The sequence below is a fragment of the Paraburkholderia sp. genome (genome assembly GCF_035501035.1).
Classification (GTDB): domain Bacteria; phylum Pseudomonadota; class Gammaproteobacteria; order Burkholderiales; family Burkholderiaceae; genus Paraburkholderia.
The window spans coordinates 48,753-62,222 of the sequence record NZ_DATJWR010000179.1 but is presented as its reverse complement, the minus strand read 5'-3'; the positions used below and the strand labels follow the sequence as shown (position 1 = coordinate 62,222).

The following is a 13,470-nucleotide window of genomic DNA, read 5'->3' as shown; positions in this document are numbered from 1 at the left end:
CTCGGGCGTGGTGATCGTGGCGGACGGCACACAGGCGGCGCACGAGCGGCTTGGCCGCGTGCTGCTCAACGATCCGGCCACGGGCGTGATGCGCCACGCGGACGCCGGTTACGAACTCGCGCAGCAGACCGCGCGCGAGGCAGGGCTCAAGCTGCCGATGCTCGGCCGATGAGCGATGTGGCGCCGCCGCGTGGGCGCGGCGACGCCACACGTTCGCGCGCCACGCCCGCGAGCGTTCAGAACATTTCGGGCAGCCGATGCGAATCGGTATCCACGCAGCACATCAGCACTTCGGCGTCCTCCTTGCCCGTGCTGAGGTACACATGCCCCACGGCGCTATCGAAGTACAGGCCGCCTCCGGGCGAGAGCCTGTACATCGTGCCGTTTTCAAAGTGCAATTCCAGTTACCCGCGCAGGAGGAGCAGGAACTCCTCGCCGCTGTCGCGGATGTAATCGGGAAACGCGACATCGCCAAGGTCGAACTCGACGGCGTTACCGGCAAGCGGATGGTGCCGATGCGCGGACGCATTCACGCCCGCACGACGGACGAGGCGGCGGGCGCGCAGGCACTGTTGCGCATCAACGGCTGGATGAAGGTCTTTCGCAGTGCGCGCGCCATGGAGGCCACGCTCGCCGAGGCGCAGCGCTGGCAGCGCGAATACGGCGTGAGCGACGAGGCGCTGGATGCCGCGGCGCTGCGTGCCGCCGAGCCCGCACGCCCGACATGATGCCGATCATCGGCCCCGCACCGAAGCATGACGATCTGTGGTTCGCATTCGGACACGCGCACCACGGCCTCACGCTCGGGCCGGTCACGGGCCGCCTGATCGCCGAAATGATGACGGGCACGCCAACCGTCGTGGATCCGCGACCGTTCCGTGTCGATCGGTTCTGAACCCGGAGTCAGCCCAACGATGCAACGCGATCAAAGGGAAGCGGCGGCGCGCGAGACCGTTGCTGGCTGCCCTCGCGTCGACGCTTTTGCGCTCAAAGCTGGAATGCGCGCACTGTCGAGCGCAAGGTCTCGGCCTGCGCCTTCAGCGCGTTCGCCGCTTGCGCGCCGTCCTGCACGAACGAGGCATTTTGCTGCGTGACCCGGTCCATGACGCTCACCGCATCGTTGACCTGGTCGATGCCGGCGCTTTGCTGTTGCGAGGCTTCGGCAATCGACTCGACGAGGTTGGCCACACCACGCACGGCGCCGAGCAGCTCGACGATGGTCGCGCCCGCGGATTCGACCGCCACGCCGCTCAGATCGACCTCGGCCGTCATCTCCTTGATGAGCAGATCGATCTCTTTCGCCGCGCTGGAACTGCGGTCCGCAAGCGCGCGCACTTCCTGGGCGACCACCGCGAAGCCCCGGCCCTGGCTCCCCGCGCGCGCCGCTTCCACTGCGGCATTGAGCGCAAGCAGATTGGTCTGGAACGAAATGCCATCGATCACGGAGGTGATCTCCTGGATGCGGGCCGAGCGTTGCGCTAGCGCCCGCATGCGCTCGCCTGCGTCGCGCGCGGCCCGGTCGCCTTCGCCCGCCTTGGACGACGCGATGCCGGCGAGCGTGCGGGCCTGCGCCGCGTGCCCGGCATTCGCCTTCACCATGGAGGCGAGCGTTTCCATGCTCGCCGAAGTCTGCTGAATGCTTTGCGCGTGTGCTTCCGTTCTGTGCGCCAGCGTGCTGTTGCCCGAAGCAATGTCCGTCGTGGCCTCTGCGATGGTTTCGGCCGAGTGACGAATGCCGCCTATGATCGAGGCGAGGCGTTCCTGCATGACTTTCATCGCGTAGAGCACGCTGTGCCTGTCGCCGGGCTTGATCGCCACGTCGACCGAAAGGTCGCCCGCTGCCACCCGGTTCGCCACATCTGCTGCGACATACGGCTCGCCGCCGAGTTCGCGAAAGAGGCTGCGCGCCATCGAGGCGCAAAGCACGGCAACCACCACGAGCCCAACGACAATGACGCCCATCATGGCGAGTTCGACGAGATGTCCGGTCTCGCGCGCCTGTTCGTACTCCGATTGCGCCTCGGCCAGCTCGAGCTTGCGCAGTTCCGCGCCTTGCGTCTTGACCGTTTTCGAAAGCGCGTCGATGGTCTGGGTCTGCACCCACTGCGCTTCCGAAAGATTGTTCGCAAGCAGCAACTGGACGGCGGGACGAAGGCCCTTATCGCGCAGCGTGTTCCAGTTGGCGGCAAACTCTTCGGCGCGCCTGCGCCCGTCTTCCGAAACGCTGCGCGACAAATACTGCTTCACGAGCGCGTCGATCAGATCGATGCGGTTGGCCGTGCTCGTTGAGACGAGCTGAGTTTTCTGGGCCGATGGATCGAGAATGGCGTCGCTCACCGAGAAGCTCGTTTCCGTGACCAGCTCATTGATCGTCGATACTGCCTGAAGCGCCTGTGCGCGTCCCTCGAACATCTGCTGCAGGGCATCGATCGATTTCGAAACGCCGATCATGCCGACCGCCCCGACGCCCAGGGAGACGACGGCGATCGCGATACTCAAGAGGAGAAGACGGGCTTTGATGGTTAGCTTGCGCATGGAAAACTCGATGGGGTGACGTGCTGCTACGAATCGCTACGCGCCACTGGAAACAGCGCTGCGGCGAATACGTTGAAGATGCCAGCCGTGCCGGCAGCGCGTCTTTTTACGGCAAAACCGGCGCGCGATTCATGAAATATTTGTGACGGGTTCGGCCGAAAGGATCTGGGCGATGGAATGCGCGCTGATTGCGCGGCTGTACAAAAAGCCCTGAGCCTGTGTGCACCCGTTGCGCAGCAGGAAGTCGCGATGCCGGCTCGTTTCCACGCCTTCGGCGATCAGCTCGAAATTGAGCGCCTTCGCCACGGCAATGACCGCGAGCGTGATGGCCTCCGTTTCTGTGTCGTGGCCGATCTCCTTCACGAATTCCCGGTCGATCTTGAGGCGGTCCACCCGAAAACGCTTGAGATAGCTGAGACTCGAATAGCCGGTGCCGAAATCGTCGATTGCGATACGCACACCCAGGTCGCGCAACCTGGCAAGCGTTCTGGCGGCATGGTCCGCATTGCGCATGAGCGCACCCTCGGTGACTTCGAGTTCGAGCAACTCGGGCGGGAGCCCGGCGTCGCGCAGTGCGCTACTGACCTGGTCGACGAGGTCGCTGTGTTCGAGCTGGAGCGGTGAGACATTCACGGAAACGCGAATGCGCTTTCGTGGTGTGCTGTTCCACCGCGCGCCCTCGCTGCACGCCTCACGCAGCACCCATTCGCCAATGCCTCGAATGAGCCCCGTATCTTCGGCAATGGGAATGAAGACTGCGGGTGAGACCTCACCGAGCTCCGCGTCGGTCCAACGCAGGAGCGCCTCGGCGCCGTTCATCTCGCCGGTCGCCATGTCGAACTGCGGTTGATACAGCACGCTGAGCCCGCCATGCTTGAACGCCCGGCGCAAGCGTGTCGATATCCGCAGACGCGAAGCCGCGCCTTCGCTCAGCTCCGGCCGATAGAACTGGTATTGATTTCTGCCATTCTGCTTCGCGAGATACATGGCGGCATCGGCGTTGCGGATCAAGGTGTCTGCGTCGGCGCCGTCAGACGGGAAGACGCTGATGCCCATGCTGCCTTCGACGAAGAGCTCGTGCCCGGCCACGCGCACCGGCTCGGACATCACGGCGAGCAACGCGTCGAGCAGCGGGACGACATCGCTGCCTCTGGGGCCTGCGACGATCACCATGAATTCGTCACCGCCATAGCGTGCCACCGTGCCCGACCCGGCCACGACGCGTTCGAGGCGCCTGGCGATCTGGGCCAGCAAGGCGTCGCCGACGCGATGGCCGAGCGAGTCGTTCACTTCCTTGAAGTGGTCGAGGTCCAGGAAGATGACGGCCACCGTTTCGTCGGTCAGCGCCGCGCGCCGCAACGCATCGGCAAGCCGCTCGTCGAGTTGCTTGCGATTGGGCAGGCCGGTGAGCGGGTCGTACTCGGCTTGATGCTTGAGCTCAGCCTGATAGCGGATCACAGCGGTGACGTCGCTCATGATGGCCACGTGGTGCGTGACCTTGCCGTTCGGGTCGGGCACGGGCGCCACGAGCATGTTGGTCCAGTAGATGTCACCGTCATTGCGCCGGCATTGCAGCGTGATGTTCGCTTCGGCGTCGGACTGCAGCGCGGCCTGCACTTCGCGCCAATGGTCGGCGGCGTGCTGTCCGGCGAACAGGGTTCCAAAATCCGCGCCCGCTATCTCTTCGAATCGAAGCCCCGTCATTTTCTCGAACGCGTGGTTGGCGTAGGTGACGGGATGGACGCCATCATTCACCAGGGCGATGACGATGCCGCTGGTACTCGCATCGAGCGCGCGTCCCTGCAAGCGAAGCGCAAGCTGCGACTCGCGCGTGGCTGTGATGTTCTCGTAAGCGGTCAGCACGCCCACGCCGTTGCCGGACGGATCGATCAGCGGCAGCTTCGTCTCCGCAATCCAGACGGTGCTGCCGTCGACCGCGATCGCCGGCCGTTCCATGCGCTTTTTTACGAGCTCGCCGGCCATGATCCTGATGTCTTCCGCACGCACCGCTTCTGGGTCATCCCCCCAGCGCAGCTGCTCGTCGGTGAGGCCGACGAGCGCCTTGCGCGAAGCAAGCCCTGCGTCGCGCGCGTAGATTTCGTTGCCGCCAGCATAGCGGTGCGACGAGTCCTTCCACGCAATGCCGGCCGGAATGTTGTCGAGGACGTACTCGAGCATTTGCATGGAGCGAAACAGTTCGTCCTGCGCGGCGAGCTGGTTCGTGATGTCTTCCATGACGCACAGGGTTGCGCGCCGGCCGTCGAATTCGGTGCGCAGCGGAAAGACCACCATCGAGAGAAGCTCGCCGTGTTTCGTGCGATGGGGCCAGATGCCTGTAAGGCCGTCGTCCGGCGCACGCGGCTCCGGGAACGCAGCGCCATGCAACGGATTGCGCTCCACGCGCAGATCGGCCAGCGTCAGGCCGAGCATCTCCTCGGCGCGATATCCCATGGCCTTGGTGGCCATTTCGTTGACGGCAACGATACGGCTCGATTCGTCATCGACGATCCAGATGGGCAACGGGTTTTGCCGGAAAAGGCGCTCGTATTTCGCGCGGTTGGTATCGGCCGTGTGAAGCGCCTCACGCAGCGACTTCGTGATTCGCGCGTTGCGAGAGAGGAACGCGAGCAGCAGGCAGGCCGCGGCCAGTCCCGAGCCCAGCAGCAGGGTGGAAACCACTTCCGCGTCGTGCGAGACCTTGCTGACCGACGTGTCGAGATGCGCGTCTTCTGCCATGCGCACTTCGTCGATCTTTTGCAGCGTCTGGTAAAAGCGGGCATCGAGCTCTCCCAGCATGGGCGCGCCGATCGTCACGCTGCCGGGCTTCAATTGCGCGCGCATCGCAAGCTCATTGGAGAGCCGACCGAGGTGCTGAATCATGTCCTTCAGCTCGTCGAGCAACGCGACGCAGCGCGGCCCGGCGCCGCAGGACGCTTGCGCCGCGCTTGCGTAGTCGATCAGCGCAGGCAGTGGATAGATATACGCAGGCCTTCGATAGAAAGGCCGCGTGCCGATCACGGTATAGAGCTGCTCGTGCTCGTCGAGCAAGGCGTCCTGAAGCGCGTCGAGATTGTGCTTGACCGATGCGGCGGAGTGCTGCTGCCCGAGCGCGCGGTTTTGCTCCTCAGTTTGATGCAGCGCCAGTGCCGTGTTGAGCGCGATGGCGGTCAGGATGAGGGCGACGGCGAGCCCGGCAACGAGCCGTGTGCGCAATGTCGCGGAAGAAGTTGATGCGCGTCGTCTGTCGAAAGCCGGACGTTCGCTGCTATCGTCCCTGTGATCTGCTGCCCCGCGTGCTTTCATCGCTTTGTTCCACCTTCGAAATGCATATGGCATAACGGCAGCGACGCGGGAAAACTTGAGGGGGTGCCTGGAGCCGCCCGGGAGGCTAGAGGGACGCGCCGCGCGTTGAATCCGCGTGCGGCGCGTATGTGTCAGGGGGAGGAAATACGGCTAGAGTCAACGCTCACCGAAACTGGCGAGCGAGGCGCATGGACGAAGGAACCAGGGCCGCCGTCCAAACGCCTCAAGCTTCGTCAATTACTCACGTAGCCCGTGGGGACAGTCGAATTTGCGCTGGCCACCGCAGCATTCGTCGAGATCACGTACACCGGCGATTCGGTCAGGTTCAGCGACAGGCTGCCGTTCGTGTAGCTCATCGTCGAAGGATTGCCCATTTCGTCGAGCACGGTGACCGTGCCGTTCGTGCCGGGTGCGTCCACTGCGAGGCTATAGGGCACGCTATAGGTCGAACTGAAACCGGTGCTCGCGTTCCACACGTTGTTGTTGTGCGTCCAGAGCGCCGTGATTACCGCACCCTCGTTCAACTGCTGGAACGCGTAGGCATACACTCCGGAAGGCGTTCCGTTCACCGGGCCGAGCGTGTTGGTGCCGTCGAGTATGCGCGTCATCGCCGCTACGGCCATCGCCGCCGGCTTGGGGCTGATGTTCTGGGCGCCGTACTGCCCCTGGGCGTCGGCCAGATCGAAGAACGTGCCGTAGCCCACGAGGCCCGGGAAATCCGCGCCGTAGAACACCCAGGTCTGATCGGCGCCTTCGCCGAGAATGATCATGTGGCTGCGCGCCACCACCGCGCCTTGCGCAAACAGGATGTTGGCAGTCGGATAGTTGGGACCGTAAGACGCGCCCGAGTCATAGCTGATCCCCACCTCGGTCTGGAACAGCTTCATGCCCGGCTTGTAGGCGGTGGCCATTTCGCTGCGCAGCGCGCGCATCTGCCCGATCAGCGAGCCTGATGCGGTGGAAGGATCGCCCGCGAGCCGTTCTGGCGGGTAGGAAGGCGAGCTGCCGTTGGCGTCATAGTAACCATGCGTCGTCACACCGTCGATGACCTGCGCATAGCCGAGCGGCGCGAGCGCCTGGAGCTGGCTGGCGGTCGAGGACGGAAACGTATCGGTGGGTCCCATCACGACCGCGTGAGGGTCGGTTGAGTGCAGGCCTTGATAGACGGTCTGGTACAACTGCACGAATTGCGCGTTCGTGCCAGCCCATTGCGCGTCCGGCTCCCAGGTGACCTGATAGTAGTTGGCCGACTGGTTCGGAAAATAAGTCGTGCGAATGGTATTCGATTCCGTGCCGACCCGGCTCATGTAGTCCTGGTAGTACGAAAGATTGGTCGGGGGGAGCGTTTCGTCTTCGAATGCGTTTGTCGGGCTGGCCCAGGCGGGAATGCCGTCCAGACGGATGAGGCGCATCACGTTGCCCGTGGTGAAGAACGGGTCGAGGTTGTTCGCGGACGGATTGAAGGTATTGGGGCCGTTGGGCTCCATCGTATAGAGATCGCGATGGTCGAGCGTCCACGAGATGCCGAGCGCGGAGAGCACGGAGCCGTTGTCTTCCTCGCCTTGCATGCCGAAGCGGTGCAGGTCCTGATGCGCGTACGTGACGGCAGGCACGATGCCCGCCAGGTTGGGCAGCACGCCGAAGGTCGCATTGCCTGCGGGGCGGGTGCCGGCGGAGGGAATCTGACCGCCGGCATTGGCGAGCGTCGCGGACACGGCGAAGTAGCCTGCGAGCGTCGAAGTGCAGCTCAGGGTGGTCGTCACGGGACCCGCCGTCACGGGCACGCTGCCGCTCGCGGCCACTTTGCCGAGCTGGTCGGCGATCGACCAGACCAGCGTGTCGGCTGAAGGCGCGTTGGTGACGAATGCAACGGGAAACGCGGTGCCCGAGGCGAAGATGCGGCCGCTTTGCGCGCTCGGCGTATCGGCCGAGACGAGCGTGCCGGTGGCAGTGGCACTCGATACCGCGGGGGAACCACAAGTCATCGTGCCCGGTGTGAGCGTGTTCGCAGTTGCGGCGGTCGTGCCGCCTGCGTTTTGCGGATTGGCCGCAGCATTGGCATTCGCCGCACCCGTGTTGGTATTCGCCGCACCCGTGTTGGCATTCGCCGCACCCGTGCTGGCGTCCCCGGAACCGCCGCCGCCACACGCCGCCAGCACCAGCGACGACGACAGCAATAGATAAAAGAGCTTCATCGATTGAAAAAGGCAAAGCGACGCCCAGCCGGCTACAGCACGCGTTGCGCGCTCAGTGCTGGCTGAGGGTCAGAAATAGGGTTTGTGGCGGGCGCGGCGCATCGGCTGGATGAGCCCTGCACCCGTCAACGTTCGCCGTGCGGTTCGAGCTATTGCACGAACCGGCGTATCTGTTCTTTTCGCTTTCGCACGGGCGAGTGATGCGCCCTTGCGGCGGCTGCGCCGTTGGGATTTCGGCCTGGCGCTGGATCCCTGAGGGGAGGGGAGACGTGCGCTATTTTTCGGACGAAGAGTACGTAGCCAATGCTTAAAGTCAGACGCGCGGCGGATGTTACCGACTATTCCCCCAATGTTGTGAAAATTAGACGTAACAAAATGTCACACGAAAGCCAGCGAGTTTCAATTACCGAAACTTGGCGAATTTCCGAAAGGAAAAGGTATTAATTACCTTGAAACGCGGCTGCAATGCCTGATGGATCGATAGGTGGCAGTACATGCCGTTGCTGGCTATAACGGCGGCTCCGCGCCGATCTGAAGGGGCTCGGAGTAATTTGTCGATCTGTCAATACTTCCCCTTTTAAAATGGTTTAGATTTTATTTCGGGTCGGGGTTGTAATTAAATTCAAATAATCGGTGTTGCGTGTGTTCCCTTTTTTTTGGATTGTCGATGCGCAGACAATCATGCGGCACATGGCGGTAATACCGTCCGGCGACATCGACCCATATCTGCATGCCATCGATAGCGAAGAAGAAGGCAGGCGTTCATCGCGTTGCGGCGCTTTGGCCGCGGCCCGATGGAAACGGTGTCGTCGGTTCAACTGCGTCGCGGGCGGCACGACGGTACTCTCCGACAAGATCACGGTGCGCGTTTCGGCGCTGCCCCTCGCGAAAAGCCGATAACGTTGATCCATACCTTCTCGATCGTGCGCGGCCGCGCCCCCTCGTCTACAGCCTGGCGATGCGCCGCACCAAGACGGTCGACATAGCGGGCAAGCCGAACCTTTTTACCATCGGAGACGGCATGGCAGAGCGCGAGCGCCTCGGGACCCAGAATAAGTTCGTTACCGGAGTTTGAAGCGATGGACGAGTACACCGCATTCAGGACGCGCGTACATCCCCAGACGCAACGCGCACCGAAGCCCATTGCCAACGATTTTCCCAACGTCGTATAAGTGTTTTCGCCAATCTGTTTGAACGGAGTACCAACGCCCGGTATATAAAATCGGAATATTCCGTTATCCTCATCGACTCGTGCGGCATTGAAAAGCCTTGCGACGTTAGTATATGTATGGACTCGCGAGTCACGCCATACATCATTTTCTACGTCATCGTTATTGTTCGTGCCGTCGAAGAATAAGGTGATCTGTAGTGTCTTCTGGCATGAAGTTCCGGTTCCGCTTGTCGTCCGGATTTTTCCCGTTTTCGCTGCCATTTGGCTATTCTTGATGCGACCGCCTTGCGGCATTTCATCAGCCCATTTCAGACTCAATTTTCACCTCCCTCGCGGTACAGCCGGTTCCATTCGTGATTGATCGTGCCTTGCACGACATACGGATCGTCATCCGGCGGTCTGTGATCGAGATCGTTTCCTCCAGAGCTGTTTCCGTCAGCGATCATCAGACGGATCTTGTCGCCCGGCAAAAATATCGCCCATACATTTCCCATCTTTTTTCCGTCATACTTCGCAAAACGAACGTTCTCCGCCCTGTACCAGGACGTCTGTGCGCTGCCGTTTTGCTTCTTGTAAGCCAGCCAGCGCACCGTCAGTTTCAGGTCGGGCTGCCAGATATAGGGAACCGTGGCGCAGCACATCTCCTTGCCGCCTCCTGATGGAGAACTTGCAGCGTCCGCGGGAAAGACATTGGGACCTCCGCCGCCGATCCTGCTTCCAGATGGCCCCTCAATCTGGAACGTATGGATATACCAGGGCGTGTAGTTCAGCGCCTTCGTGCCGGCTCCCAGCAGTCCATCAGGAGGAGCGTCGTCATCGCCTTTGCGGGCCGACATGGCAATCACAAGAAAGCCGAGAAATACGCCCAATACGAGGCGCCGTAACCCGTCTGTCTTCTGCACTTTCGCTTTCCTTGTTTCGTACCCAAACGTTGCCGGATGTTTTAGTTACACGCATGCGCCCGCAAGTCATACCTATCTCACCATCCAAATATTCAGATCGTTATCGAGGCACCACGACCGCGCTGCCACCAGCTGCCTTGAGCAGACACTCAATACATATTTGTTTGGCCGAAAGATTGACCGCCTGATCTTTCGGACCAGGCAACCCATGTGTTGCCGCATACGCGAGAAACTTTCCAGCCGTACCGTTGACGATCCCGCTCGAATCCATGTTCAGGAAACTGCCGTTGACCTCGACGCGGAACGTCGTCTTCGCGCGCAGAACGATTTCATCGCTTTCCAACAGGATCTGCTTCTGCGCCCGCGCGATCAGCGACTTCGTGAGCGCATTCAGTACGATGTCGCCCGCTGCGGCCACGAGATGTATGGGTGACGTCTGCGCAAACAGGCGAATCGTGTCGCGCACGGTCGCGAATAAGCTCCGGCCGCTCGCAATACCGATATGGCCTTCAGTCGTAACCGCAACCTGCTGCGACGCCACGTGAACGGTCGCAGGTGTGGTGACCTCGACACCTGCCTTGCCGTCGATGACGAGATGCGGTTCGGAAAGCTCTGGGAACGGGTTATCGCGGCTGACGGTGGTGCCGCGAATCTATTCGTTTTGCGACGCGATCGTGTCCGCAATATCGGACTGGTGGCCGTCCGCATCCTGCGCTTCGTTCTGCTGCGCGATCTTTGCCAGCGCCTCATGCAGTTGATGCGCCTGCTCGAGCCGGTCAGCCGTCCCGCGCATGTCCTTGGCTGCACCTGACGCCCCGTCGCGGGATTCGGTCGTCAGGAGCATGCCCCGCGTAGCCTGAAGCACGCCCCATGCATCCGTCGCCAGCTCCCACCCAAGCCCACGCGCACCCTGCCGTCCCGCCTTGTAATCAATCCGCGTGTTGTAGCCGAGCACGAGACGCGAACTGGCCTGGTCACTCGCCACCTGCACCTGCAACTGCCCCGGCGTGTCGTCCGTCACCACGAAGTTGTTGCCGCGCCCATCGAGGCTGTTGCTCACCAGTCCCGTGAGCGCCTGGTTCTTCGGCAGGTCGAACGGCGGCTGGTTGAACTGGTTCACCTTGCTTGCCGCGATATACGGCTTGTCCGGATCGCCCTCGTGATAGGCAATCGTCACCTCGTCGCCAATTCTGGGCACCGCGATGAAGCTGTGCGGCCCACCGTGCCAGGGCAACGCCACGCGCACCCAGATGCTCGAGTTCTCGTCCTTGCCACCGAGCCGGTTGCCGAGCATGCCGAGGCGCTTTGCGATCTTGAGGTGTTCGCTGGCGAATTCCTGCGCCCGCGCTGTCATGTAACGCAGTTCGCGGAGGTAGGCCTCGAAGAGCCTGGGGTCCATGGGTGAGGCGTCGCCTATGCACGCATGGGGGAGCGCAACGCGCCGGGTGGTCGCAAGCGCATGCCGCCGTCACCGGCTACCTCACCAGCACCTATCGCTTCGCCATCCTTATCAACTGCCATCACCCACTCCGAAAAAATGAAATCGTTGCAGGCTAGCGTCAAACAGGGAATAGCGACGAAATTCGTCTGAAGATTGAGAAAACCGGAGTAAGCATCGATGTTAGGACCAGTCCTATTGCGTCATGATGCGAAATCCAGGGGCCAACTGATTGAATCTCCGATGCAATCCTTGCGATACAGCGCCCGCGAAAACGCCAAGCTCTTTTGCGCCAGGCGGTTAAGCCAAACTGGTGAAGCGGGTGTCGATGACTGGGCGCAGTCGACCCAGATCACGCATGCGCAGGAGAGGGGCCCGAAGCAGTGTAGCGCGCGGTGGTGGCCGGGACCTGAACGGCCCGGGTCGAGCCGACTATACCGCCGCGATCGCCAGATGCAGCGGTTTCTCCGGCCGCAGCGTCACCTTGAGCACGGCTCGCGGGGCAGCCATGTCTTCAGGGACCGACAGGGTGTAGCGCTGCAACAGCATCGCGGCGATGACCGTCATCTCGGCCATGGCCAAGTGTTGCCCGAGGCAGACGCGCGGGCCCGCGCCGAATGGCGACCACGCTCCGCGTTCCGCATGCGCGGCCTCGCGGGCGAAGCGCTCGGGCTTGAAAGCGGTAGGGTCCGGGAACCAGCGCGCGTCGTGCTGCATCAACTGCATGGGCAGCATGAACAGCGTGCGCGCCGGCACCCGCCACGGACCCAGTTCGATCGGGCGCAGCGCACGGCGGTTGATGAGCACTGGAGCGGCGGGGTAGAGGCGCAGCGTTTCTTCTAGCGTCTGGGTCAGCCAGGGCAAAGTGGTCCGGGCATCTGCACCAGGCACGCGACCTTGCAGGACTTCGCTCACTTCCACACGCGCGGCGGCCTGTGCCTGCGGGTTCGCGGCCATGCACCATGCCCACCAGGTCAGCGTGGCCGCCGTCGTTTCGTGGCCCGCGAGGAAAGTCGTCATGCATTCGTCGCGCACTGCCTGGAGCGGCCACATCGCTGCGCTTTCGCGGTGCAGGCGCAAAAGACGCGAGAGCAGATCGTCCGGCCACGCATCGTCGGGTAGCGCGAGGCGTGCTTGCAGGTGCCGCTCGACGAGAGCCTTCAACACGCGGATTGCCTGTCGCTTTGCGCGCTTCCACGGCATCCAGTCGGGCCAGCTGGCGGGCCAATAGAATTCGGCGTTGGCCGCTTCGCTCGCCATGCGCACGGCATGTTCGGCAAGACGCGCGTGTTCGCCGATCGCCTCCGAGAACATCATCCGCACGATCACGTCCATGGTGAGCGAAGTCAGCGCGCTCTCTACGGGCCAGCGCGAGTCGTGCGAAGGCCACTGGTCGAGCGCGGCGGCCGTCGCCGCGGCGACGCTCGGCACGAAGGTCTGCACTGCCTTCGGCGTGAAGCCCGGCTGCAACGTGTGGCGCTTGTGACGCCATGCATCGCCTTCGGAGGTCAGGACGCTGTGGCCGTGTAACTGGGCGAACAGGTTCGTTGCGCGCTCCCAGCGGATCAGCGAGTCGTGATGCGTCACCAGCAGTTCGCGTGCGAGCTGTGGGTCGGTCAGGACGATCGTGTGCTCGGGGAACGTGCGCACGTGCACGATGTCGCCGTAGGTGTGTTGCCATTGCGCGAGCGTGCCGAGCAGGTCTCGGGACATGCGGCGCAGCAGGCGCCAACCGGTCAGGCCGGCTGGCGGCCCGGGTGGCCACGTGCCGGCCGGCGGGTGCGAGGGAGGGGGGCGGTGCCCGTCGCGCGTGGCATCGCGCTTCGCATGAAACGGGCATTGGGATGTCGTTGGCGTGTTCATGTCGTGCATTGCACACCGTCAGGCGCGCGGCGTCTTGAACGCAAACGACATCGACGCACGTAT

9 protein-coding genes and 1 pseudogene are annotated in these 13,470 nt (G+C 62.7%); 2 read left to right on the top strand and 8 right to left on the bottom strand.

The window, feature by feature from the left end:
• Window positions 1-172: pseudogene (locus tag VMJ11_RS12785) on the top strand (urocanate hydratase); the annotation flags it as partial.
• Between the two features lie 225 nt (window positions 173-397).
• The gene (locus VMJ11_RS12780; protein WP_325619776.1) at window positions 398-895 is read left to right on the top strand and encodes an FAD-binding oxidoreductase; all 498 of its coding nucleotides are present in this window, start codon (window positions 398-400) and stop codon (window positions 893-895) included.
• Between the two features lie 92 nt (window positions 896-987).
• Here VMJ11_RS12780 and VMJ11_RS12775 read toward each other — a convergent pair whose 3' ends face one another.
• From VMJ11_RS12775 to VMJ11_RS12740, 8 genes are all read right to left on the bottom strand, one after another.
• Window positions 988-2,535 carry a methyl-accepting chemotaxis protein gene (locus VMJ11_RS12775; protein ID WP_325619768.1) on the bottom strand — a complete coding sequence of 516 codons (1,548 nt, stop codon included), beginning with the start codon at window positions 2,533-2,535 and terminating at the stop codon, window positions 988-990.
• Window positions 2,536-2,664: 129 nt separating this feature from the next.
• Window positions 2,665-5,748, bottom strand: a complete 3,084-nt coding sequence (locus tag VMJ11_RS12770) for a sensor domain-containing protein (protein WP_325619767.1) — start codon at window positions 5,746-5,748, stop codon at window positions 2,665-2,667.
• 323 nt (window positions 5,749-6,071) lie between these two features.
• A complete protein-coding gene (locus VMJ11_RS12765) occupies window positions 6,072-8,033 on the bottom strand; it encodes a hypothetical protein (RefSeq protein WP_325619766.1) in 1,962 nt (653 codons plus the stop codon).
• Window positions 8,034-8,889: 856 nt separating this feature from the next.
• Window positions 8,890-9,522 carry a phospholipase effector Tle1 domain-containing protein gene (locus tag VMJ11_RS12760; protein ID WP_325619765.1) on the bottom strand — a complete coding sequence of 211 codons (633 nt, stop codon included), beginning with the start codon at window positions 9,520-9,522 and terminating at the stop codon, window positions 8,890-8,892.
• Window positions 9,519-10,106 (bottom strand): DUF3304 domain-containing protein, encoded by a 588-nt coding sequence (locus tag VMJ11_RS12755; protein ID WP_325619764.1) that lies wholly within the window; start codon window positions 10,104-10,106, stop codon window positions 9,519-9,521. Before VMJ11_RS12755 ends, VMJ11_RS12760 begins: the two co-directional genes overlap by 4 nt.
• Before the next feature lie 100 nt (window positions 10,107-10,206).
• Complete coding sequence (locus VMJ11_RS12750; protein WP_325619775.1) at window positions 10,207-10,758, bottom strand: DUF2345 domain-containing protein; 552 nt, start codon at window positions 10,756-10,758, stop codon at window positions 10,207-10,209.
• Complete coding sequence (locus tag VMJ11_RS12745; protein ID WP_325619763.1) at window positions 10,759-11,505, bottom strand: type VI secretion system Vgr family protein; 747 nt, start codon at window positions 11,503-11,505, stop codon at window positions 10,759-10,761.
• Window positions 11,506-11,976: 471 nt separating this feature from the next.
• The gene (locus VMJ11_RS12740; RefSeq protein WP_325619762.1) at window positions 11,977-13,407 is read right to left on the bottom strand and encodes a cytochrome P450; all 1,431 of its coding nucleotides are present in this window, start codon (window positions 13,405-13,407) and stop codon (window positions 11,977-11,979) included.
• Between the last annotated feature and the right edge of the window lie 63 nt (window positions 13,408-13,470).

What these genes read in the sequence shown, in the direction of transcription:
- VMJ11_RS12775 (WP_325619768.1), bottom strand. Translation starts at nt 2,535, where the DNA reads ATGCGCAAGCTAACCATCAAAGCCCGTCTTCTCCTCTTGAGTATCGCG.
- VMJ11_RS12765 (WP_325619766.1), bottom strand. Translation starts at nt 8,033, where the DNA reads ATGAAGCTCTTTTATCTATTGCTGTCGTCGTCGCTGGTGCTGGCGGCG.
- VMJ11_RS12745 (WP_325619763.1), bottom strand. Translation starts at nt 11,505, where the DNA reads ATGGACCCCAGGCTCTTCGAGGCCTACCTCCGCGAACTGCGTTACATG.
- VMJ11_RS12740 (WP_325619762.1), bottom strand. Translation starts at nt 13,407, where the DNA reads ATGAACACGCCAACGACATCCCAATGCCCGTTTCATGCGAAGCGCGAT.